This window comes from bacterium, from assembly GCA_016703265.1.
Classification (GTDB): domain Bacteria; phylum Krumholzibacteriota; class Krumholzibacteriia; order LZORAL124-64-63; family LZORAL124-64-63; genus CAINDZ01.
The window spans coordinates 628500-651243 of record JADJCK010000001.1; the positions used below are offsets into that span (position 1 = coordinate 628500).

At 70.8% G+C, this 22744-nt stretch carries 19 protein-coding genes; 1 reads left to right on the forward strand and 18 read right to left on the reverse strand.

Features of this window, described 5'->3' with window-relative positions; genetic code table 11:
- Positions 1–16: 16 nt before the first annotated feature.
- The 9 genes from murF to IPG61_02885 form a co-directional block, all read right to left on the reverse strand.
- Positions 17–1462: a UDP-N-acetylmuramoyl-tripeptide--D-alanyl-D-alanine ligase gene (murF, locus tag IPG61_02845; protein MBK6733028.1), complete on the reverse strand. Its 1446-nt coding sequence runs from the start codon at positions 1460–1462 to the stop codon at positions 17–19.
- Positions 1459–2973 carry a UDP-N-acetylmuramoyl-L-alanyl-D-glutamate--2,6-diaminopimelate ligase gene (locus tag IPG61_02850; GenBank protein MBK6733029.1) on the reverse strand — a complete coding sequence of 505 codons (1515 nt, stop codon included), beginning with the start codon at positions 2971–2973 and terminating at the stop codon, positions 1459–1461. The genes murF and IPG61_02850 overlap by 4 nt, the downstream gene beginning before the upstream one ends.
- Positions 2964–3842, reverse strand: coding sequence for a PASTA domain-containing protein (locus IPG61_02855; GenBank protein ID MBK6733030.1), 879 nt, complete (start codon positions 3840–3842; stop codon positions 2964–2966). The genes IPG61_02850 and IPG61_02855 overlap by 10 nt, the downstream gene beginning before the upstream one ends.
- A complete protein-coding gene (locus tag IPG61_02860) occupies positions 3788–5095 on the reverse strand; it encodes a hypothetical protein (GenBank protein MBK6733031.1) in 1308 nt (435 codons plus the stop codon). Before IPG61_02860 ends, IPG61_02855 begins: the two co-directional genes overlap by 55 nt.
- Positions 5095–5604 (reverse strand): hypothetical protein, encoded by a 510-nt coding sequence (locus IPG61_02865; protein ID MBK6733032.1) that lies wholly within the window; start codon positions 5602–5604, stop codon positions 5095–5097. The genes IPG61_02860 and IPG61_02865 overlap by 1 nt, the downstream gene beginning before the upstream one ends.
- A 36-nt stretch (positions 5605–5640) precedes the next feature.
- The gene (rsmH, locus tag IPG61_02870; GenBank protein MBK6733033.1) at positions 5641–6561 is read right to left on the reverse strand and encodes a 16S rRNA (cytosine(1402)-N(4))-methyltransferase RsmH; all 921 of its coding nucleotides are present in this window, start codon (positions 6559–6561) and stop codon (positions 5641–5643) included.
- Positions 6558–6974 (reverse strand): STAS domain-containing protein, encoded by a 417-nt coding sequence (locus tag IPG61_02875; protein MBK6733034.1) that lies wholly within the window; start codon positions 6972–6974, stop codon positions 6558–6560. The genes rsmH and IPG61_02875 overlap by 4 nt, the downstream gene beginning before the upstream one ends.
- Before the next feature lie 191 nt (positions 6975–7165).
- Positions 7166–7438, reverse strand: coding sequence for a division/cell wall cluster transcriptional repressor MraZ (locus IPG61_02880; GenBank protein ID MBK6733035.1), 273 nt, complete (start codon positions 7436–7438; stop codon positions 7166–7168).
- Positions 7439–8003: 565 nt separating this feature from the next.
- The gene (locus IPG61_02885; GenBank protein MBK6733036.1) at positions 8004–8891 is read right to left on the reverse strand and encodes a polysaccharide biosynthesis C-terminal domain-containing protein; all 888 of its coding nucleotides are present in this window, start codon (positions 8889–8891) and stop codon (positions 8004–8006) included.
- Between the two features lie 79 nt (positions 8892–8970).
- Between IPG61_02885 and IPG61_02890 the strand changes: the two genes are divergently transcribed.
- Positions 8971–9117, forward strand: a complete 147-nt coding sequence (locus IPG61_02890; GenBank protein ID MBK6733037.1) for a hypothetical protein — start codon at positions 8971–8973, stop codon at positions 9115–9117.
- 257 nt (positions 9118–9374) lie between these two features.
- On the opposite strand, the gene IPG61_02895 is transcribed toward IPG61_02890, so the two are convergent.
- The 9 genes from IPG61_02895 to IPG61_02935 all read right to left on the reverse strand — a co-directional run bounded on the left by IPG61_02895 (position 9375) and on the right by IPG61_02935 (position 22742).
- The gene (locus IPG61_02895) at positions 9375–10517 is read right to left on the reverse strand and encodes a GNAT family N-acetyltransferase (protein ID MBK6733038.1); all 1143 of its coding nucleotides are present in this window, start codon (positions 10515–10517) and stop codon (positions 9375–9377) included.
- Positions 10508–11698: a DegT/DnrJ/EryC1/StrS family aminotransferase gene (locus IPG61_02900; protein MBK6733039.1), complete on the reverse strand. Its 1191-nt coding sequence runs from the start codon at positions 11696–11698 to the stop codon at positions 10508–10510. The genes IPG61_02895 and IPG61_02900 overlap by 10 nt, the downstream gene beginning before the upstream one ends.
- 44 nt (positions 11699–11742) lie before the next feature.
- Positions 11743–14205, reverse strand: coding sequence for a hypothetical protein (locus tag IPG61_02905; protein MBK6733040.1), 2463 nt, complete (start codon positions 14203–14205; stop codon positions 11743–11745).
- A gap of 109 nt (positions 14206–14314) precedes the next feature.
- Complete coding sequence (locus IPG61_02910) at positions 14315–16369, reverse strand: glycosyltransferase (protein MBK6733041.1); 2055 nt, start codon at positions 16367–16369, stop codon at positions 14315–14317.
- Complete coding sequence (locus tag IPG61_02915; protein MBK6733042.1) at positions 16369–17121, reverse strand: polyprenol monophosphomannose synthase; 753 nt, start codon at positions 17119–17121, stop codon at positions 16369–16371. The genes IPG61_02910 and IPG61_02915 overlap by 1 nt, the downstream gene beginning before the upstream one ends.
- The gene (locus IPG61_02920; protein ID MBK6733043.1) at positions 17121–19688 is read right to left on the reverse strand and encodes a hypothetical protein; all 2568 of its coding nucleotides are present in this window, start codon (positions 19686–19688) and stop codon (positions 17121–17123) included. Before IPG61_02920 ends, IPG61_02915 begins: the two co-directional genes overlap by 1 nt.
- Positions 19689–19784: 96 nt before the next feature.
- On the reverse strand, positions 19785–20717 hold the full coding sequence (locus IPG61_02925) for a glycosyltransferase family 2 protein (protein MBK6733044.1): 933 nt from the start codon (positions 20715–20717) through the stop codon (positions 19785–19787).
- Positions 20710–21699, reverse strand: coding sequence for a glycosyltransferase family 2 protein (locus IPG61_02930; protein MBK6733045.1), 990 nt, complete (start codon positions 21697–21699; stop codon positions 20710–20712). The genes IPG61_02925 and IPG61_02930 overlap by 8 nt, the downstream gene beginning before the upstream one ends.
- A complete protein-coding gene (locus IPG61_02935; GenBank protein MBK6733046.1) occupies positions 21696–22742 on the reverse strand; it encodes a GDP-mannose 4,6-dehydratase in 1047 nt (348 codons plus the stop codon). Before IPG61_02935 ends, IPG61_02930 begins: the two co-directional genes overlap by 4 nt.
- Positions 22743–22744: the final 2 nt, after the last annotated feature.

The following is a 22744-nucleotide window of genomic DNA, read 5'->3' on the forward strand; positions in this document are numbered from 1 at the left end:
GACCGCGGCTCAGTCCTCAGCCGAACGAGGTCTCGAGCAGGGCCAGCAGCCGTTCCATGCCGGCGCTGCGCGAGCCCTTGACCAGAAGGCGGTCCCCCGGCGCCGTGATTCCAGCCAGCAGCGCCGCCGCCTCTTCGACGGATGCGCAATAATGACCGGTTCCGCCCGCCGCGTCAAAGCCTTCACGGAGCCCGCGCGCATTTTCCCCGACCGCCACCAGCACCTGCACGCCGGCGGCCGCCACCTGCCGCCCGGTCTGCCGGTGGATCTCAACGCTGTCAGGGCCCAGTTCGGCCATGGCGCCCAGGACGGCCACGGCGCAACCGGCGCCGGGCAGCGCCGCCACCGCGCGCGCGGCAGCCGCCATGCTGCCGGGATTGGCGTTGTAGGCGTCGTCGAGCACCAGCCGCCCGCCGATGCGCAGCAGGACCGCTCGGTGCGGCGAGCCCCGGAAGCCGGCCAGCCCGCGGGCAATCGCCTCGTCGTCGGCGCCGGCCGCACGTGCGGCCAGGATCGCCGCCGCCAGGTTGGCGGCATTGTGTTCGCCGGGCAGCGGCACCGGCCACGACCGTCCGTCGAGAACCAGTTCGGCAGGCCCGTCGGCCTCACCCGCGCGCCACGTCCAGCGATGATCGCCGCCCTGGCGTCCCACGCTCACGACGGGACAGCGGGCGCGCGCCAGCCACCGGTCGAAGCCCGGGCTGTCGGCGTTCAGCACGGCGATGCCGTCGGGCGGCAGGGCATCGAGCAGTTCGCCCTTGCCCTGGATGATGCCGTCGAGCGAGCCGAACTCCGCCAGGTGCGCCGGCGACGCGTTCGTGATGATGCCCACTTCCGGCCGGGCCAGGCCGGCCAGCCGGGCGATGTCGCCCACCGCCGAGGCCCCCATCTCGATGACCGCGAAGCGGAGACCCGCATCGAGGCCCAGCAGCGTCAACGGCACGCCGAGGCGGTTGTTGAGGTTGCCCGCAGTCGCCGTGACCGGCCCGGCGCCCGCCAGCGCGGCGCGCACGAAATCCTTGGTCGTGGTCTTGCCGTTGGTGCCGGTGATCCCGACCACGGTCAGCGCGGTCAGGCGCCGCCGGTACGCAGCGGCGAGCGCCGCCAGTGCCGCGTCGGGGTCGTTGCTGAGCAACACGCCCGCCGAGGCGGGCGCAGGCGATCCGGCCAGCGGTTCGGCGCCGCCGCCGTCCCACTCCCGCGTCAGCACCCAGTGCCCGGCGGCCACCGCCCCGGCCGCGTAGGCGCGGCCATCGACATTCTCGCCCCGCAGCGCCACGAACAGCTGCCCGGGCGCAAGCCGCCGCGAATCGAGTCCTGCACCGGCGAACCAGGCGCCTTCCGGGGGCTCCGGCGACATCGCCAGCCCCGCCGCCCCGCCCGTCAGGATACCGGTGAGAAGCCCGGCCCCCCGCAGGTCCGCGACCGCGGTCGCCAGCAGGATGCCGCCGGGCGCGCTCACGCGCCCTGCTCCCGCACCCAGTCGCGGATGACCTGCCGGTCGTCGAAGTCCAGGCGCCGGTCGCCGACAAGCTGGTAGTCCTCGTGCCCCTTGCCCGCGACGATGACGATGTCGCCGGGCAGCGCGGCCGCCAGCGCCTCGTGGATGGCGCTGCGACGGTCCACGACCACGCGGCTGAGTCGCGCGCGCGGCTCGGGTTGCGCCGCGAATCCCTCGGCGATCTGGGCGCAGATCGAGGCCGGTTCCTCGCCGCGCGGGTTGTCGGAGGTGATCCAGGCCAGGTCGGCGTCGCGCGCCACGACCGCTCCCATCAGCGGTCGCTTGCCGCGATCGCGGTCGCCGCCGCAGCCGAACACCGCCAGCAGCCGGCCGTCGGTCAGTTCGCGACAGGCGCCCAGCACGGCGGCCAGCGCATCGTGCGTGTGCGCGTAGTCCACGACGGCGATCGCCCCGTTCGGGAGCGACAGGCGTGCGAGCCGGCCCGGCACCTGCGGTACCGCAGCCAGCGCCGCGCAGCAGGCCTCCGCCTCGCAGCCGAGCGCGAGGCCGGCAGCCAGGGCCGCCGTCAGGTTCTCCACGTTGAAGCGGCCCACCAGCGGGCTGTCCAGCCCGAGGCGCCGACCCTGCCAATCCAGTTCCAGGTGCGTGCCGTCCATGCGCAGCGTCGCGGCAACCACGCGCAGTTCGGCGTCGTGGGCCGGCTGCCGCGGGTCGGCCGCGAAGCCGATGTGGCGGCAACGCGACACATCCACCGTGCGCAGCTGTTCGTCCTGCCGGTTGATGATCACGGCGCCGGCGGGAGCGCCGGCCACGGCTGGGCGCAGCAGCTCGATGATGCGCGCTTTGGCGGCCAGGTACCGGGCCATGTCGCCGTGGTAGTCGAGGTGATCGCGGCCGAGGTTCGTCATCACCGCGACATCCAGTTCCAGACCCGCGGTGCGGCCCTGGTCCAGCGCGTGCGACGAGATCTCCATGGCGACGCCGCGACAGCCGTTGCGCAGCATGCGGCCGAGCAGTTCGAAGAACACCGGACCACCGGGCGTGGTCAACGGGGCCGGCCGCCGCTCGCGACCGTCGTCGTACTCGATGGTCCCGACCAGTCCGCAGCGACCGTGCACGGCGCCCAGCAGCGCCCGCAGCAGGAACGCGGTCGTGGTCTTGCCGTTGGTGCCGGTCACGGCGGCCGTCTTCAGCGTCAGGTCCGGGTCGCCCGCCAGCCGTCGCGCCAGCAGGGCCGGCATGGGTCGCGTATCGCCGGCCACGAGCACGCGGCCGGGCGCGGCGCCGGGCACGGCCTGGCGGTCCTGCACCACGACCGCCGGGCAGCCGGCCTCGAGCGCCGCTGCGGCAAAGGCGTGGCCGTCGCCCGACGAGCCGTGGACGGCCACGAACAGCACGCCGGGACCGGCCTCACGCGAGTCGGCCGTCACCCGCGTGACGACCGCATCGGCGCGTGGTCCGTCCTCGAGCCCGGGAATTCCACGGCAGAGCGCGGCCAGGGTCAGTTCCACGTCGTCTCCATGGTGACGGTGATGGGCCCTTCGGGCCGCGGGCCGTTCGGCTCCACATCCTGCGCACTGGCATAGCCGACGCCTTCGATGACCACCTGCAGGCCGAGGCGTGCAGCCAGGCTCCGGATCTGGCGGTTGCTCATGCCCGTGAAGTCGGGACAGAGATCGCCCGCCGCCGGCGCGGCGGCCATGGCCGGCTTCCGGCCGGCGATCGTCAGCGTCACGGTCGTGCCCGCCTCGCATCGCGTGCCGGCGGCCGGCACCTGGCCGACCACCACGCCGTCGCGCTCGTCACCGACGCTGCGCAGGCCGGCGGCGCCGAGACGGTCGTTCGCGTGCGCCGCGCGAAGGTACAGCACATCGGGCACTTCCACCAACTGCAGCGGATCCGGCAGCACCACCGGGCCGGTGCGATCACCGGGAGCATCGCTCAGCCAGTCGGTGCAGCGGCGGATGTCCTCGATCACGCCGCGGTACAGCGGCACGGCGCTCTGCGAGGCGTAGTGGTGCGTCCAATCCGGTTCGTCCAGCACCACGAGCACCACCAGGCGCGGGTCGTCGATGGGCACGATGCCGCCGAAGCTGGACATGTACGCACCCGCGGTGTAGCCGTGGCCGTCGCGGCTCTTCTGTGCCGTGCCGGTCTTGCCGCCGCTCGCGATCCAATCGAGCTTCGTGCCCGAGCCGGTACCTTCGGCGACGACGCGCTTCATCGCGCCCCGCAGGACGTCGGCCAGGGGCGGGGCCATGACGCGGCGCAGGGCCGCCGGCTGGACCTCTTCGATGACCCCGCCATCCCGGCCGCGAACTTCCTTCACGCAGCGCGGCGCGTACAACGTGCCGCCGTTGGCCACCGCGCACAGGGCCATGCCCAGCTGCACGGCCGTGGCCGACACCGCCTGCCCGATGGAGATGCAGGGCTTGTCGGCGCCGTTCCACTCCTCGGGCTTGCGCAGGCTTCGCGCGGCTGCGCCTTGTAGGGAAACTTCGTGCGCTCGCCGAAGCCGAAGGCGGACAGGTCGCTGAAGAGCTTGTCGTCGTCCAGGCGCATCGCGGCCTTGGCGAAGTAGACATTGCTCGAGACGGCCATGGCGCCGCCGAAGCTGAGGTGACCGTAGTCGTGGTTCTTGTCGTTGGAGATGCCGTACGGCGAGCCCGAGTTGTTGTCGCAGTTGAACACCATGCCGGTGTCGACGGCGCCGTGGTGCAGCAACGCGGCGCCGCTGAAGATCTTGAACAGCGAGCCCGGCTCGAACTGCGTCGTGAAATTGCGGTTGTTCCAGACGGCGCCGTCCTCGTGGGACTTCGAGCGCGTGTCCATCAGCGGGTAGCTGGCCGCGGCCAGGACGTCGCCGTTCGAGGGATCGAGCACCAGCACCGAACCGCCCTTGGCGTTGGTGGTGGTGACGGCGTCGAGCAGGCGCTGCTCGCAGATCTCCTGCAGTCCGGCGTCCAGCGTGAGCACGAGGTTGCGGCCGTGCCTGGCGTTCTGCAGCACGATGCGCCCCAGCTTGACTCCCGGCTGCGCCGTCTGGATCTCGCGCGCCAGTCCCGGCTCGCCGGCCAGTTCCTCTTCCAGGCTCAGTTCCAGGCCGGTGGCGTGGACCGCGTCGGGATCCTGGCGATAGAAGCCGACCAGGCTGGCCGCCATGCCGTCGGTCGGATAGTAGCGTGAACAGCGTTCGTCGAGCGTCACGGACTTCCAGCGCCGCAACCGCTGCCGCTGCTCGGCCGACAGGACCACGCCCGAGCCCAGCACGATGTGCGGCTTGGATGTCGACTCGATCTTCTGCCGCACCTCGGCCTCGGGCCGACCCGTGACTTCGGCCAGGTCGGCGACGAGCCTGGGGTCCTTTTCCATGAACCGGCGCGTCAGGCCCACCTGGGTGGTGGTCACCGAGACGGCCAGCGGGCGGCCGTTGCGGTCGTAGAGATTGCCGCGCTCGGCGTCGATGACGACCTCACGCGACCACTGCCCGTTCGCGCGCTGAAGCCAGCGCTCGTGTTCCACGACCTGCACCTGCACGACGCGCAGCGCCAGCAGGACGCCGAACGCGACCACTGCCAGCCGCACGATGCGAAGCCGATTGTCCCCCGTATTGCGCGCATCCTGCCCTGACATCAGCGCCCCCTCACATCGCCGCGACGCGGCTCGAGCGAGATCATCGATTCTTCACTGCGGACCCCGCCGGGTTCCGCCGCCAGTGCCGCGTCGGCGCCGCCAAGCCCGCCCAGGAAGCGGCGGATGCGACTGGGCTGCCGACCGGGTTCCGTACGCGTGGCGATCAGCGTGACGCCGGGCACGCCGCCCACCTCCAGGCCGAGCTCCTTCTGCGCGCGCTCGACCAGCACGGGCAGGGTCGTGGCCGCATTCCACTTGGCGAGCAGTTCGGCCTGCTCCGCCTCGGCGCACCGACGCTGCGCCTCGAGCGTGACGATGTGGCGGCGCAGGGCCGTCACTTCATTGGTCACATGCACGGCGGCGCCCAGCACCACCGCCACGAGCACGAGAACCAGGGCGACCAGGCCCTTTCGCCCCCGCATGACGCGGCGACGATGGGCCATGGCCGCCCCCTGGCGGGCGGCCAGGGAACCGACGGGAGCCAGCGGATATCCGGAACACCTGCGCATGCTGTCTCCTTGCGGGCGGCATCCTGCCGCCCTCATTCAGATGATCTCGGCGGCGCGCAGCCTGGCGCTGCGCGATCGCGCGTTGACGTGCTGCTCCGCTGCCGAGGCGACAACCGCCTTGCGGGTCAGCGGGCGCAGCCACGCCTTGTGACGGCAGACGCAGACCGGCGTGTCCGGCGGGCACACGCAGTCGCGCCTTTCCTGGTCGATGAACCGCTTCACCAACCGGTCCTCGAGCGAGTGGTACGAGATGACGACCAGGCGCCCGCCCGGCCGCAGCACGCGCTGCATCGACGCCAGCGCGTCGGCGAGCGCGCCGAGCTCGTCGTTCACGGCGATCCGCAACGCCTGGAAGACCCGGCTCAGCACGGGCTCCGGCTTGACGCCGCGCGGCAGGGCCGACTTCACGGCCTCGCGCACCTGCGTCGTCGTCGACAGCGGCGCCTCGGCGCGGCTCTGGACCAGCCGTCGCGCGATGTGACGGCTGCCGCGCTCCTCGCCCCAGCGCCAGATCAGGTCCGCGATTCCCGACTCGTCGAGCCCGACCAACAGGTCGGCCGCGGTCTGTCCCCGCGTCTGGTCGAAGCGCAGGTCGAGCGGCCCGTCGGCGCGGTAGCTGAAGCCCTTGGCCGGGTCGTCGAACTGCTTCGAGCTGACGCCCAGGTCGAGCAGCACGCCGTCGACCCCGTCCCAGCCCACCGACCGCAGCGCGGCGTCGAGATCGCGGAAGGAGCCGTGGTGGCAGTGCAACCGCGGCCGGGTGGCGGCCAGGTCGCGGCAGGCAGCCTGCGCGACGGCGTCGAGGTCGACGCCCAGAACGTCGGCGCCGGCCTCGAGCAGGCCGGCGGCGTGGCCCCCGAATCCGAAGGTGCCGTCGATAATGCGCCGGCCCGGTCCGGCCGCGAGGAGACCCAGGGTCTCCTCACGCAGCACCGGGACATGTGGCGCGGAGATCATGGCATGACGTCGGAGTGCGCTCCGGCCGGCTGGCGCCAGGCGGTCATGGCCGTCGGCGTGGCTCCCAGTTCGCGATCCCAGTCTTCCATGACCACGATCGCCTTCAGGTAGTCACTCCAGCCGTGCAGGTAGAGTTGGTGGTTGAACAGGCGCAGCCGCCGGTTCCAGGCCACGAGTGCGCCGGTGGCGCGGTAGTCGAGGTGGGAAAGCCGGCTGCCGTCGAGCACGATGCGCACGCCGCGGCGGTTGAGCTTCGGCGCCACGCCTGCGATCAGCTTCTCCATGCCGGCCCGGTCAAGGATACCCGAGAGAGTGACCCAGACAGCCTTGTCGTTCTGCCGAATCAAGATCTCCGTATGGTTGCCTGCGGCCTCCTGCCTGCCGGGCAGCCGGGTCATCTCTCTCGGTGTCACGGGATCCATCCCCCTGCGCGGCCCATCCGTGGGCCCGGTGCGTGTGCGTCGTTGCTGTTGCGTGCTGCCGAGATTCCGTGCTCTGGACCGCGTTTGGCTACGCCGGGCGGGCGCCGGTCCGTCGGCGCCCCTGCTGCCCGGCTGTATCCGGCCGGCCTCCATGCCGCCGGTCATCCGCCGCTGCCCGAAGGTCAGCGGAAGAACTCATCGTCGAATGCCGCGTCGTCAGCGTTGTCCTGGCCGCGAGCGGCCAGCGCTTCCGGCGACCACAGCTCCATGTAGGAACCGACGCCCAGCACGGTGATCTTCTTGTCGATCCCGTACTCGGCCAGCTTCTCCGGGGCGATCGCCACGCGTCCCTGCGCATCGACCGCCACCTGCGTGCTGTTGGCCGACATCCGCCGCAGGTAGTCGCGCAGCTTCTGGCTGGGCGGCTCGTTCCGCAGGCGGTTGAAGTTCTCCACCCACACCTCGTAAGGGCTGCAGGCTGAGCGTGCCGTCGGCGCCCCGCGACACCATGTACTTTTCCTCGGCCTGGTCGGACCCGGCCTGACGAAGCCGGAACGGCAGGGCAAAGCGGCCCTTCGCATCCACCGCACGGGTGTACGACCCGTGGAAGGTGAAGGCGAAGCCCCCGTCTGCTGCTGTTGTCGGCTTGGAGTCCACCCGGTTCATCCCCCGGCTCAGGCTTAAGCGTCGCTATCGTGGCCGTTTTCGTAAGTGGTTGGTTGATGGCGGGTTAGTGGACATCCTGTCCGTCTTGTGCCGATCCGTCGGCCCCCGCCATCAACCTCCGAAATCACCGTGAATCACCTTTTTTCACCACTGGCCACCGCGGCACAATAATCCGCCCCCACTGGGCATGTCAATGCCCTAAATTCGGGAACACCTGAGTTATTTGTGGATAACTTCCCAAGCGCCGGGAACGCCGCCAGATGCGGGGCAAGGTGGGCGTCGCCAGGCAGGCGCATGCGGCCGCGCGGCCGCGGGGAGCCGGTTCGTGCAGGGTGATGGCGTCCCGGGAAGAGGCTAGAGAGGCAGGGGCCGCCGGTGGCGGCCGAGAACGAGCCCACGCAGGGACATCCCCGTCGCGCGCCGGAACCGCCAGAGCATGATTGCCGAGCCACAGGCATAGGCGATGGTGCTCGCCCAGGCGGCGCCCACGGCGCCGTGGCGCGGGATCAGGGCCAGGGCGACCCCGACGTTGATGATGACCGTGACCACGCTGGCCTGCGTGTTCCAGTGGGGCCGGCCGCGCCCGATGAAATCGCCGGCCAGCACGACGCCCGGCGCAAACGCCACGATGCCGGGCAGCAGGGCGCGCAGCGCCGGCCCGGAAGCCGCGTACTGGCCGCCGCCTGCCAGCTCGAGCAGCGGCACCGCCAACAGGAACAGGGGCAGCGCCCCGGCAAGCGTGAGCCCCACTCCCATGCGCACGGCGCGTGCGGCCGTGCGGTCGCGCCGCGGGTCGCTGGCATCGGCCGCCGAGCTGTGCACCAGCAACGGGGTCAGCGCGCCGGGCAGCAGCCACAGGAGTTCGCCCACATAGACGGCCAGCGAGTAGAGACCCACCTCGGTCGCGCCGCGGAAGTGTTCCAGCAGGCCCTGGTCGAGGCGCAGCAGCAGGAAGTAGGCGACCGCCGACAGCTGGCCGAGTGCCCCGTGGCGCAGGTTGAACGCCACGAGCCGCCAGAGCGGACGCTGGTCCAGGTCGGCCGGTACCTCGCCGTTGCCCATCGGCAGCGCCGCGGCGACCGGGACGCCGTCCACCCCCGCCGTCACCGGCGACGCCGGCGCGCGCCGCAGGTCGCGCAGGGCGACGATGATGATCGCCACCAGCCCGCCGACCTGCGCCACCGCGAAGGCCGCCACCGCGGTCGTGAGGGTCAGGTGACCGGCCACCAGCAGCGCGACCACGAGCAGCAGGTGGCCGAACGCGCGCCAGCCGTTGATGGCCGAGCCGACAACCAGGCGGCCCCGCGCCAGCAGGTTGTAGGTGAAGATCTCGGAAGCCCATCATGCCGAAGGCGCCGGCTGCAGCCAGGCGCCCGACTTCGGGCGTCCAGCCGAGGTGCGAGGCAAACCAGGCGGCGGCCGCATCGCCGCTGACGGCCACCTGCGCGGCAGCCCCGAACACCAGTGACATCGCGGCCATCCACAGGAACTGCGCTCGCATCAGGCGTTGCGGCCGCACACGACCCTGCCTGAGCGCCGGCACCGCCGCGAGCCCCATGCCGCCGCCCAGCAGTGAAGCGGCGAGCAGCGTGACGGCGACGGTGAGGCTGTAGTGTCCCTGCCCCGCCGGGCCCAGTCGTTGCGCAACGAGCACCACGACTGCGGCATTGGCCGCGACCTGGCCCACGCGCCCGGCGAAGATGCGGGTGCCGGCGGAGACCAGGCTCACGGTGTGTCCTCCTCGCGCGGCGTCCCGGTGCGGCCATCGTGCCAGCGGTGTCCGGGCACGCCGCGGTCAGGCCGCCCGAAGACCGGACGCCCTAGCAGGACCCGCGTGGCGCGCACCGCACGGAGAGCCGCGCCCTCGCAGACGTAGTAGCCGCGTTCCTCAGTCCCGGCCCCGAAGTAGCGCTTGAATCCCTCGAGCGACGTGATACCGCCGCTGGCTCCGATGTCCAGCTGTCGCGCTCCCCGCCGGCAGGACTCGACGATGTCGCCCCACATGCACAAGGTGCCCGGGAAATGGCTGCGGGCCACAGCCGGGTCACTGACGCCGTTCCAGGCGAAGACGCGGTCGCCGAGGTGCAGGTTCAGGTGACCGCCGATCACGCGGCCTTCGCAACGGATACAGGTGAAGAACACCCGTTCGAGCGGGTCGGCCAGCAGCGCCTGCAGGAAGGACAACGGCGTCGGCACGATGCCCCAGCTCGCGGCAGCCGCGGCATAGAGCGGGTAGTACTCGGCAAGGTCGCCCGGGTCACGCGTAGCGGACACCACCGCGCCGCGCTTCAACCCGCGGTTGCGCTCATTGCGCTTGCTGTTCGAGAGCCGGGTAAGCGCGACGGTCTCGGCGTCGCCTTCGAGGTCGATGACCGCGGTGGGAGACTCATGTCGCGTCCAGCCGCCCATCGATGCCGCCAACGAGCCGAACCTGCGCTCCCGTTCGGGCCCGAGCGCGAACGTGACGGCGCCGAGTGGACCCGGCAGCAGGCCCCGATAGGTCGTGAGCAGCGCGCGCGCGCAGGCAGCCTGGTCGGGCACCGGCAGATCGCGCACCACGAGTGGCCCGCACGAAGTGCCCTCGACGCTGCTGTCGAGGCGCCGACGCGCCAGCGGGCCGCCCGCCACCGCGCGGGACACCGCGACGAGTCCGGCCACGAGCCTGTCCCCCTGCCGCGCCGTCAGCCAGCAGGGCATCGCCCCCGGCAGGGCGCGGGCGGCACACTCGTTCCAGTACGCCGTGTGCGGATAGTCGCAGGATCCGTCGGCCTCGACCAGGTCGTCCCAGCCCGGCGGGGCCGTCGCGGTGTTCTCGATGCGGATCGCCGGGACCGAAGCCGCCGGCGCCGACTCGCCCTTCAACGGCACCGCCGCCGCAGGCTCTCGCGCACGACCGTGACCACGTCGACGATCTCCTGTTCGGTCATCGACGGGAACAGCGGCAGGCTGACCGCCTCGTCGAAGTACCGCTCCGTCTCGCCCAGGTGCGGCGCGAACTCGGCGCCCGCCTCGCGGAACACGGGATGGTAGTGCAGGGGGATGAAATGCACCGAGCTGCCGATGCGGTTCGCGGTGAGGTCGGCGATCACGCCATCGCGCCCGCCGTCAATGAGCGCGCGATCCACGCGCACCGGGTAGAGGTGCCAGGCGTGCGTGCACCAGTCGGCCGCCGAAGGCAGGGTCAACCCGGGTGTCCCGGCCAGTTCCTGCGTGAAGCGTTCGGCAATGGCTGTACGACGCGCCATGAAGGCGTCGGCGCGCCCCAGCTGGACCAGCCCCAGGGCGGCGGCCGGGTCGCCGAGATGCATCTTGTAGCCGAACTCGACGATCTCGTAGTACCAGCGTCCCTTGTCCGTGTAGCGTTGCCAGGCGTTGCCGTCCATGCCGTGGAAACTGAGCACCTGCACGCGACGCGCCACATCGGGATCGCACGTCGTGATCAGGCCGCCGTCGCCGCTGGTGATGCACTTGGTCGCGTAGAACGAGAACACCGTCGCGTCGCTGAGCCCGCCCAGGCGCTTGCCGTGCACCTCGGCGCCGAAGGCATGGGCCGCGTCCTCGAGCACACGGATGCCGCGCGGCCGGGCGATCTCCAGGATCTCCTCGATGCGACAGGGATGTCCTGCCAGGTGCACCGGGATGACCGCTTTCGTGCGCGGGGTGATGGCGGCGGCGAACGCCGCCGGGTCCAGGCCCAGGTTGGCCGGGTCGATGTCGGCAAGGACCGGTCGCGCCCCGCAGTGCACCACCGCGCCCAGCGTGGCGACGAACGTAAGCGACGGGAGCACCACTTCGTCGCCCGGCCCCACACCGAGTGCCTTCCGGCCCACCAGCAGGCCGGCCGACGCGCTGGCCACGGGCACCGCGTGCGGCACATCCAGGTAGCCGGCGCAGGCATCGCCGAATTCACGCACCTTGGGCCCATAGGTGAGCCAGCCCGAGCGCAGCACCTCGGTGACGGCGGACAGTTCGGCTTCGCCCAGGTCCGGCCGGAAGAACGGCAGGAAGCTGTCGCGCGCAATGAACCCGGTTCCCTGAATGTCGCCCATGCGAACCCCGTATCGTTACCGCCGAAGCGCGCTGCCGAGCCCGCTCAGCGTACCACTGCCAACGTCAGCGCCCTGGACTGCCCGCCCCAGCTGACGCGGATGACGTACATCCCCGCCTTCACGCGGTTGCCCATGCGATTCGTTCCGTTCCAGAATGCCAGCTCCGACACCACGCTGTCGTCCGCGTAGACGAGCTCGCCCTGCAGGTCGTAGATCTCCACCAGTGCCGGCTCATCGGCCGAGACGCCGCCGGGGAATCCAGCCATCCGCAATCCGGCCGTCCCGGCCGTATCCGGCAGCCACGGGTTCGGGTAGCAGTAGGCGTTGTCCAACAGGCCGGCTGTCCCGTCGGTGCCGCCGCCGCTGCCGACGGTGATGAGGACAGTGCCCTGGTCCGAGCTCAACAGGAGCTGCCTGCCGGTGGCGTCAGCCACGATCTTGCGGTAGGTCACGCCGGGCAGCGGTGCGATCTCCGAATACAGCGTCTGGTAGGTCGTGGACCCGTAGTAGTTGGCCAGGTCGATCCAGGCCTCGACCGTGACACTGTTGCCGCTGCCGTTGACACGGTTCAAGCCGGTGCGTGTAGCGACCCAGACGTCGCCGTTCACGTCGACGGCCAGGTCCGCCACGTTGCCGTTGACCAGGCCCTCGGAGGAAGAGGCGACCTTCTCGCTGAGGGAGGTGAGCAGCGTCGCGCGGCGCGCCACGCTGTCGTAGGTGAACTGGACGACGCCGTTGCCGCCGGCCCACAACGTGCCGTCGCGGCCCAGGGCCAGCGCGACAGCCTTGCCCGGGTCCAGCGTCGTGCCGGAGATGGCGGTGATCGGTGCGTCCCAGCGGTCATCCGACTGGTCGAGCCACGTCAGCGTATCGTTCGGTCCGGCCGCGTCACCGTTGATGTCCCAGCGCACCAGGCCCACGTCCTCGACCGCGAACCAGATCACGTCGCGCCGCTCGACCACTGCGTCCCAGACCGTCGGGCCCGAGCCCAGGCCGCCGTCGCGCGGCAGCACCATCCAGTTGCCCGGGTTGCGCCAGTGCGCGGGATCCACGAGCACGTCCACCTTCGACACCGTGTTCGACGCGTCGAACATCGCGATCAACGGGCCGTCCGGATGCGTGACGAGGTTGACGATGAAGTGCGTCGAAAGCCCGCTGGTGGCGGCGGTGAGGTGATTCACCTTGCCCGTGGCGCCGTCGATCCGCAACAGGCCCACCGTGAACTGGTTGGCCCAGACGGTGCCGTCGGGACCGGTGGCCATCGCCAGGACGTTGCCGCCGGCGGTGAAGATGCCGTTGGAATCGGGCGCGACATTGGCGCTCTCCCACAGGTGCGACCACTGGCCGTCGTCGAGCTTCGACACGTAGCGACCGCCCCAGTCGCCGATCCAGGCCTCGCCACCGGCGCCGAAGGTGATGCCCTCGGCGCTGCGGACCAGGCTGGACCCGAACTCATGCAGCGTGAACTGGTCGGCGGCCTCGCGCCTTCCCACGTACGCCTGTTCGAGCACGCGCGAGCCGCTCGCCTGCACGGTGCGGCCGCCGATCCAGACGTCGGCGCCGGCCAGCACCGAGCGGCACTTCGCCTTCGGCAGCGCCACGACGCGCCAGATGCCGCCCGAGGAAGCCTCCATCACGCCGTTGCCGCTGCCGTCGACGCCGAGGGCCCAGATCTCGTCGGCCCGGCAGCTGACGCGCATCACCCAGGCGCCGATCCCCCGCACGTACTGCCAGGTGGAGTTGGTGTCGTTCCAGCGGTAGATGCCGCCGTTGGTCGCCGCGAGCAGGTTGCCGTCGCTGTCGATCGCGAAGTCGTTCACGACCAGGCTGCCGAATCCCGCATTCTGGTCGGTGAAGACGTTGTTCGCGAAGCGCGACACGCCGACGGGCGTGCCCACGAACAACTGGCCTTCCCAGATCTGCATCGCGTTGACGGTATTCGAGATCAGGTCGTCCTGTTCGGCCGTGTAGAGGTTGCCCGAGAGCCCGTCGACGATCTGGCCGATGCCGGCGCCGTCCATCGCATAGTAGACGCGCTCGCTGCCGCCGATCATGCCGCCGGTCACGGCCGTCAGGTCGAGTCCGCCCAGGTTGATGGCGAACTGGCGGAAGGCCGGTGATCCGGCGGGATCGCTGACCCGCGTCAGGCCGTTGCCGCCGGTGGCGACCCACAGGTTCTCGCCCGTCCAGGCCATGTCCGTCACGTCGTTGCCCGAGAGGTCGGCGCCTGCCGTCCAGATGACCGCACCTTCGAGGTTGTCGACCGGCAGCACCGCGACACCGCCGCCGTCGAGGCCCGCGAAGAGGTGACCGTCAACCTCCACCATGGCCGTGACGTCATGCTGCAGCAACAGCGGATCCAGGTCCACGCTCTGGGCCGCCACGCCCGCCGCCGCCACCAGGCCGGCCCCGAGGAACAACGCGCTCACGGCGGACCGGCAACGGTCACGAAAGCCGCCGCTGAGACCCTGCCGCACCTGCATCCGGGGATGTTTGTTCGCGCTCATCGTCACGATCCCTCTTCCTGCGTACGCACATCGGCGGACGCGTGGATACCGGTCGTCGAATGGGCGGCCGTCAGCAGGCCGAAGCCGCCCGGATCCCGCCACAGTTGCCTCATCCTTGCGGCCCGTCCCGGCTTGCTGCCGGCGGGCGCCGCCGCCAGGCGCCGGTCAAGCCCGGCGCACGCGGCACACTGTTCCAGAACCCGAGCACGTCGGCGGGTGTGCGCGGCGTCTCGCGCCGGCCGCCGGTCTGGGGCCGCGGCCCTGACAAGGCCACTGCTCCCCGGGCCAGGGGCCCCGCCAGCTTCCACTGCCACGACAGGGGCAGCACGCGCCCCGCCGCATCGGTGGCCAGGGTCAGCACCGGATCGTGGCCCCACAGGTCGCTCAAGGCCACCTCGGTGATCGCGGCAGAACCGCGACGCCTCCGCACGGCCCGCAGCCACAGCCACGCCGGCGCGGCCAGCAGCCACAGGGCGGCACCGGCCACCATGCCGCCCAGCCGTCGCCACAGGCCGGCCAGGGGATTCGTACCGCCCGACAGGTGCACCGCGCTCAGGTCGTCCCCGAAAGTCTCGACACGATCGCCGGCAACGGCCAGCCAGGCGGCGTCGAGCGGCCAGCGCAGGCGGATGCGCTGGCGGCGCAACGTGGCCAGCACGGCCCAGTCGGCCGGGGAATGCGGCCCGGCTTCCTCCCAGAATACCACCTGCGAGACGCGATAGCGCCTGACGATCTCGGGAATCTCCGCCGGACGCCCCAGCCAGGGCACCTCGCCCCCGCCCAGAGCCGAAAGCCCGGCGCCCGCGGCCGGCTCGGCCACGTAGCCGGCCACGTCCAGGCCGTGTCGCGCCGGGTCGCGGAGCGACGCCAGCCAGGCCCCCACCCGCGCCGGCGGCCCGGCCAGCAGCGTGCGCTCAAGGGTCAGGCGTCCCCGCTCCAGGCGCCGGCGGGCCCGCCTCACCAGCCTGTCGCCGGCGAACGTCAGCAACCCCAGCAGGGGGATGAACGCCAGCAGCACGGCGCGACTGACCACGTCCAGATTGCCCAGGTAGGTAGCCGCCAGCAGCAGCAGCGCGACCACGCCCACCTGCTGCAGGTGTTCGCCGAGGCTTCGCGCGCCGTCACGCACGTCGACGCGATAGCGGCCTGTGAGCAGGAACGTGACCGAGGCCAGCAGGCCGGCGAAGCCCAGCAGCGGCAGGTACTCCGAGAATGGGAACAGCGGCTCGGCGAACCAGCTGCCGGCCGCCTGCCGCAGCCCATAGGCGCCGGCGAACGCCGCCACCAGTCCCGCCATGTCCAGCACCCACAGGAGCTGGGCCAGCAGCGGATCGCGCCACTTCTTCAGCAGCCAGACGAACATCCCCCACTTCTCGTAGAAGGAGATGAGGCTGCCCAGGTGCAGCCACCACGAGCGCCCGAAGCGGCCGCGCGCGCTGGCCCGGCGATGGCGATGGATGAACCGCGCATCCGGCGTGTACTGCACCTCGTAACCGGCCTGCCACATGCGGTAGCACCAGTCGACGTCCTCGAAATACAGGAAGAAGCGCTCGTCCATCGGGCCGCAGCGGTCCAGGGCCGTGCGGCGCGCCAGCAGGCACCCGCCCAGGATCCAGTCCACGGGACGGCTGGTGCGATGGTCGAAGTCGCGCATGAGATGAAGCTGGACCGTGCGGCTGTCGGGAAACAGCTTGCCCAGCACGGTGCGGCGCAGGAGCAGCGTGCGCAGCGTGTAGAAGCGGCGGCAGGACTCCTGCAGGCTGCCGTCCTCGTTCAGCAGCTGCGGGCCCACGATCCCGGCGCGCGGGTGCGCATCGGCGAACTCGAGCAGGCGGTCGAGCGCGCCCGGCTGCACCACGATGTCCGGGTTGAGGACCAGGTAGTAGTCGGCCTCAACCTCGGCCATGCCGCGATTGCAGCCGCGCGCATAGCCGGTGTTCTCGGTATTGAAGATCCACTGGCAGGCGGGGAAACGCTGGTGGACGGCGGCCAGGCCCTCGTCGTGCGAGGCATTGTCGACAATGACGACCTTGTGGCGCACCGCCGGCGGATAGGCGGAGATGGACTGGAGGCAGCGCGCCAGGTCCTCGCTGGTGTTGTAGTGGATGATGACGACACACAGCCGGACCTTCGACTCCGCGCCGGTGCCACGCACGTTCGTCATCAGGCCATCCTGCGCAGTCGCAGGGCCCAGACCATCCACATCGCCTCGATGATGATGCGCCGCGACATCTTCGAGATGCCCACCTGCCGATCGACGAACATGATCGGCATCTCGCGGATGCGCATCCCCCGCTTCCAGCAGTGGTAGGTCATCTCGATCTGGAACGAGTAGCCGTCGCTGCGTACGCAGTCGAGCGGCAGGCGCTCGAGCGTCGTGCGCCGGAAGCACTTGAAGCCGCCGGTGCAATCCTTGATCGGCAGGCCCGTGACGAGCCCGGCGTAGCGGTTCGCGCCCACGCTGAGGATGAGGCGGCGCAGCGGCCAGTTCACGACGGTGATGCCGTAGAGATAGCGACTGCCCAGCACGAGGTCGTGATCGCGGATCTTCACGAGGAACTCGTCGAGCGCCGAGGGGTCGTGGCTGAAGTCGGCGTCCATCTCGAAGACGACGTCGAACTTCGTATTGGCCAGGATCCACTTGAAGGCGGCGATGTAGGCGGCGCCGAGGCCTTCCTTCTTCGTGCGCTCCAGCAGCAGGATGCGCTCGCCGAAGCCGGGCAGCGCCTTGACGATGGCGGCGGTGCCGTCGGGCGAGCCGTCATCGACCACGAGTACCGACAGGCGCGGGTCGCGCGCCAGGATCTGCGGCACCAGCCGCCCGATGTTGTCGGCCTCGTTGTAGGTGGGCACGACGACGACGGCCGCAGTGGGTTCCAGCGGCGGGCAGGTCCGGGGCTGGGCGTGGTCGTTCATCAGCCGGCGATCCCTTCGCGCCGGGCGCCGCGCAGGCGCCTCAGTACTCCGGCGGGAATGAAGGAAAAGGCCACCAGGGCGCCCGTGAGGATGGCCCCGATCACCGTCAGAGTCAAACCGCGGCGGTACGACGTGTCCTCGTAGCGGAACGCTATGGTGTGCTCGCCGCCGGGCACGGCCACGGCGCGCAGCACCAGGTCGGCCGTCAGCAGGTCGGCCTCGCGGCCGTCGACCTGCACCGTCCAGCCCGGGGCGGCCATGTCGGCCAGCACCAGCACGGCCGGCGTCGCCGCGCGCGTGCGCAGCACCACCTCGTCGAGCCCGTCGGTCACGAACTCGGGCGCCGGCAACGGCGACGCCGCCGGCACGGGGGCCGGCACGGGAGCGCGGTCCAGGTGGACGACGTTGGCGACATCGACCTGGCCGGCCTGGATGCGATCGAGGAAGGCGCCGAGCACGCCGGCGCCGGCTGCGGGAGCCGGCTGCCAACTCGTCAGCAGCCGCGCCCGTGGCAGGGCCGAGCGGTTGCGGTAGGCCCAGACATCGCCGGCAGGGAACGGTTCGGGCTCGACGTCGCAGCCCTCTTGCGCGAGAAGCTGCAGGTCGTCCGGTGACAGCTGCCCGTCGAATACGACCAGGCGTGCGCCGAGCCATGAGGCCAGGCGCCCGGCAGGATGCTCGCCGTAGAGCCGCTTCCGGATCGCCTCATAGTTCGCCAGCTTTGCAGGGTGGTATCCGCCGAGCGAGCGCACGCCGTCGACCATCCAGGTGTTGCGCTGCCAATCCTCGCCGAGCGGCCAGATGCGGTCGTGTCCTGCAGCGGCGGCCAGCGCGGCGGCGCCGGGGGCCGGTCCGCTGTCGCGCACGGCCGCAGGCTTCACCTGCAACGGGCCTGCGTCAACCAGCCTTCCCTTCCCGTCGGCGCCGGCCACCACGGTCATGAGTCCCGATTCCGGGTGCACGATCAGTCGGTCGACGCCCAGCAGGTCGACCGCCACCAGGGCGAAGAGCACCCAGGCCAGGCCGCGTTGCCGGAAGGTCGCGTTCCGCGAGGCGTAGAGAAGAGCCGCGGCGGCTGCCAGCAGCACCAGCCCGATGCGCACGAGGCTCGCCTGGTGCAGCGCCCAGGCGGCGTCGAGCAGGACCGGCGGCACCTGTCGCTGCGCCGCGGCGGCCAGCGACTGGAGCGAGGACCGGTACGGCCCCTCGAACAGCGACGCGGCGCCACCCGCCAGGAGCAGCAGCCCGAGCGCACCCACGGCCACCGGCAGCAGCAGGGGCCGGCCGCCCGGCCGGACGCCCTCACCCAGGCGCGCGAGGCCGCGTGCGGCCAGTACCGCCAGGGCGAACGCCGGCACGACGAGGATCATCGACGGAATGCGGAACTTGTTGAAGTACGGCAGCGTGTTGTAGAGCAGCTCGTAGAGCCCGAAGCCGAAGGTCCCGAACGAGACGAACACCGCAAGCACCGAAAGCGCCGCAAGCGAACCCCACAGGCTGCGCCCGCCGCGGGCGAACGCAAATGCCGCCAGCATCAGCCAGAGGAAACCGTAGTAGTTGGGGTAGTCGTTGAACGGCATCAGGCCGAGGTAGGTCGCCTGGCCGAATCCGGCGGCGGCCGGCAGCACGAGCGTCCCCAGTTCGGCGGGAGCCAGCGCCCAGCCGTTGGCGTACTCGAGTCCGACGCCGCTGCCGCCTGCCTCGTCCTGCCCCCGGATCGAAATGCCCGTGTATTCGGACACAGGCACCAACCACACTCCGCTCACGAGAAACCCGAGGGCCAGACCCGCGATGACGGTGCCGAGTCGCAGCGCGCGCACGCGCGCCACCAGTAACTCGCCGGCTGCCTCGAACGGGCGCACGATCCCCCAGACAGCCAGCCAGCCGGCGACAGCCAGGGTGTAGTAACTGATCTGGGGGTGGCCGCGCAACAATTGCAGACCGGTCAGCAGCCCGAGCATGCCGACTGCGCGAACACCGGCGCCATCCAACGCTCGCAACGTCCAGCCGACGATCCAGGGCAGGTACATCGCGGCGCCGAGCTTCGTGCCGTGGCCATGCACGCCCCAGGCCACGACCTGCGGAAACAGCAGGTAGAGAGCTGCCCCCAGCAGCAGCGACGAGGTCGGCAGCTTCCAGCGCGAAAGCAGCCAGACCATGCCCAGGCCGCCGAAGATCAAATGGGCGATCATCCACGTCAGCGGCGGCAGGCCGAGCGTGCCCTGCAGGAACGAGAACAGCACTGTGGGCGGATACAGTCCCGGCACATATGTCTGCGACCCGAATGTAGGCATGCCTGCGAACAGGTACGGGTTCCAGTGCGGGTAGCCGCCGGCGGAGCGCGCCGCGTCACCGACCTTAGCGAAGGCATTGGCATTGTCTGCGTCCGCGCTGCGGAAAGTCTCCCCCAGGAACATCGGCCCCGGATAGATCACGGCCACGACGAGCCAGACCCCCAGCCCCAGCAGCAGCCAGCGGGCCCAGGGCCGCCGCAACAGGTCCGGCCCGCCGGTCGGCCCGGTGGGCGGGACGGCGGGTGCCGCCGCGCGTGATCCAGTTCGCGCCATGTCCTCTCCCGAGGTTGCAACCCGTTGCGGAAAATCGCGGTTAGCCTTGATCATAGCAGAAAGCGCCGCCGGCCGTAAACCGCCGCGGCGCCGCCGCTAATGGCTGCGCCCGCTCAATTCGTCGATGGCCCCCTGCCAGATCGCCAGCGCCGTCGCCAGCCGCCCGTGCCACAGGTTCCAGGCCATGTGGCCGGCAAAGTACCCCGCCTGCGACGGCAGCAGCAGCGGCCACTCCCGCCGGGGCCAGTGCGTCCGCATGAGGCGCACGTGGCTGCGGCTGCGCAGCCAGGCCCGCTGCGGGCTTTCCTGGCCCAGCGTTGCCGAGACCTTGTGCAGCACCAGCGAACGCGGCACATGCAGGATGCGACCGCCCGCAGCGCGAGCCCGCAGCGAGTAGTCGGCGTCCTCGCCGTAGAAATGGAACGACTCGTCGAACAGCCCCAGGCGCCGCAGCGCCTCCGACGTCATCAGCAGCGCGCAACCGGTGCCGTAGTCCACATAGCGCGGCTGCGGGTCCAGTCGGCCGGCCAGCTTGCGGATGCCGTCGTGCCGCACCCAGCCGCTGTGCCGGCCCACCACGCCGCCGTCGTACCAGACGCGGGCCGGATCCGAGGCGTAACAGATGCGCGGGGTCGCCAGCCAGGCCAGCGGATCGGCTGCCAGTGCCCGCGCCAGCGTGTGCAGGCTGCCCTCCGGCACGATGGTATCGTTGTTGAGCAGCAGGATGAGCGGATCGCCGTCCTCCGCGAGCAGGCGGCGCAACGCCACGTTGTTGCCGCCGGCCCAGCGCAGGTTCTCCCCCGCCTCGATGATCTCGACGCCAGGGTGGTGCTGCCGCGTCCAGGGCACCGAGTTGTCGGTGGAACCGTTATCGACGAGGATCACGCGCAGCCCGTGATACCGGCTGTCGCGCAACGAGGCCAGGCAGTCGCGCAGGACGGCCATGCCGTTCCAGTTGACGATGACCACGACCAGCGGCGGCAGCGGCACACGCGGTGACGCGGCCCGCGGCCCATCGTGTTCAAACACGGCGACTGACCCGGTAATCGGTTTCGGGCCGGCGCCCGGCCACGATCATCTCGGCAATGAGGCCCAGACTGACGAACTGCAGGGCCAGCACGATGAGCACGAGTCCCAGCACCATCGTGGGCCGCACGCGCAGGCCGTGACCGGTCATCCACCAGACCAGGAAGTACAGGCTGATGGCGCCGCCCGCCGTCAGGCAGGCCAGCCCGAGCCGCCCGAAGAAATGCAGCGGCGACGTGCGCTTGGCGTGCAGGAAATACACCGTCAAGAGGTCGAGGAAGCCGTTGATGAACCGCGCCATGCCGTACTTGGTGCGGCCGTACTTGCGCGCCGCGTGCCGCACCGGCAACTCGGCAACGCGGAAGCCCTCGAGGTGCGCCAGCGCCGGCACGTAGCGGTGCATCTCGCCGTACAGGCGAACACGCCGGGTGACCTCGCGCCGATAGGCCTTCAGCCCGCAGTTGAAGTCGTGCAGGTGCAGCCCGCACATGCGACTGGTGAACCAGTTGAACACCTTGCTCGTCTGGTTCTTGACCAGGCTGTCGCGACGCTTCTGCTTCCAGCCCGAGACCAGGTCGAAACCCTCGTCAAGCTTGTCCATCAGCGCCGGGATCTCGGCCGGGTCGTCCTGCAGGTCGGCGTCCATGGTGATGATCACGGCGCCGCCGGCCGCGCGGAATCCGGCGGCCAGCGCCGCCGCCTTGCCGAAGTTGCGGCCGAAGGAGAGCCCGTGCACCTGCGGGCGCTCGCGGGCCAGCCGCTCCGTGACCGCGAACGTGTCGTCGGTGCTGCCGTCGTCGATGACCCAAACTTCCCACGAGAGGTTGCGCGAGGCCGCCGCGGCAGCGATGCGTTCGACAAGTTCGGGCAGGGACTCGGCCTCGTTGAAGGCCGGGACCACGACCGACAGGTCGCAGGTGGCAGCATCGCCGTTGGCCGCGTCGCCGGCATCGTCGGGCGCAGGTCCGGCCTTCTCATCGCTCATGACTGCCGCCTCCGCGCGATGGCCCAGGCCACCTCGCGTCGCAGGCCTTCGGCAAACTCGACCGTGGGACGATAGCCGATCGTCTTCTCGACGTGCGTGCGCTCGGCGAAGGTGTCGCGCACGTCGCCGTCGGCGGTGGGCCGATACTCGAGGGTCGCCGTCACGCCGGGCGCCTGTTCACGCAGCAACTCGCCGAGCAACTGCAGCGAGTCGCCGAAAGCCACGCGGCTGCCGCCGCCCGTATTGAACACTTCCCACGACTTGTCGCAGGCAACGGCGAGCAGGTTGGAACGCACCGCATCGCCCACATAGGTGAAGTCGCGCGTCTGCCGGCCGTCGCCGTAGACATGGAACACGCGGCCGTCGAGCGCCGCCTCGATGTACTTGCGGAAGGCCATGTCCGGCCGCTGGCGCGGGCCGTAGACCGTGAAGTAGCGCAGGCTGCTGGTCGGCACCCCGAAGTTGGCCGCATAGAGCACGCACAGGTGCTCGGCTGCCATCTTGGTCACCCCGTACGGCGACAACGGCTGCGGCAGGGCCTGTTCCGTGACCGGCAACTGCTCCTGGTCACCGTAGACCGAACTGCTGCTCGAGTAGACGAATCGCGCCAGGGTATCCTTCACCGACGGCTGCCGGCAGGCCTCGAGCAGGCGCTGCGTGGCCATCACGTTGCGGCCAAGGTATTCGGCGAAGTAGTCGCCCCAGCTGGCCCGCACGCCCGCCTGCGCCGCCAGGTGGAAGCAGGCACGCTGCCCCGCCAGCAAAGCCACCGGGTCCAGTTGCTGCAGGTCCTCCTGCCGGAACGTGAAGTGGGGATGCGCCAGGCAACCGGCCAGGTTCTCGCGCTTGAGCGCCGGATCGTAATAGTCGGTCAGGCAGTCGACGCCTGTGACCCGGCACCCCAGCTCGAGCAGCGCTTCGCTGACCGTGCTGCCGATGAACCCGGCACAGCCGGTGACGACCACCGGCGCGCCGGGACACAGTACAGAGGTGACGCGGCCGGGAAGGCCGGCGACGATTTCGCGCGCGTCCGCGCCACGCATGG

Coding starts and splice junctions, on each gene's coding strand:
- IPG61_02915 (MBK6733042.1), bottom strand. CDS start 17,121: ATGAACGACCACGCCCAGCCCCGGACCTGCCCGCCGCTGGAACCCACT.
- IPG61_02865 (MBK6733032.1), bottom strand. CDS start 5,604: ATGCGCAGGTGTTCCGGATATCCGCTGGCTCCCGTCGGTTCCCTGGCC.
- IPG61_02860 (MBK6733031.1), bottom strand. CDS start 5,095: ATGTCAGGGCAGGATGCGCGCAATACGGGGGACAATCGGCTTCGCATC.
- IPG61_02910 (MBK6733041.1), bottom strand. CDS start 16,369: ATGACGAACGTGCGTGGCACCGGCGCGGAGTCGAAGGTCCGGCTGTGT.
- IPG61_02935 (MBK6733046.1), bottom strand. CDS start 22,742: ATGCGTGGCGCGGACGCGCGCGAAATCGTCGCCGGCCTTCCCGGCCGC.
- IPG61_02905 (MBK6733040.1), bottom strand. CDS start 14,205: ATGAGCGCGAACAAACATCCCCGGATGCAGGTGCGGCAGGGTCTCAGC.
- IPG61_02930 (MBK6733045.1), bottom strand. CDS start 21,699: ATGAGCGATGAGAAGGCCGGACCTGCGCCCGACGATGCCGGCGACGCG.
- IPG61_02900 (MBK6733039.1), bottom strand. CDS start 11,698: ATGGGCGACATTCAGGGAACCGGGTTCATTGCGCGCGACAGCTTCCTG.
- rsmH (MBK6733033.1), bottom strand. CDS start 6,561: ATGATCTCCGCGCCACATGTCCCGGTGCTGCGTGAGGAGACCCTGGGT.
- IPG61_02855 (MBK6733030.1), bottom strand. CDS start 3,842: ATGGCCCTGTGCGCGGTGGCCAACGGCGGCACGTTGTACGCGCCGCGC.
- IPG61_02920 (MBK6733043.1), bottom strand. CDS start 19,688: ATGGCGCGAACTGGATCACGCGCGGCGGCACCCGCCGTCCCGCCCACC.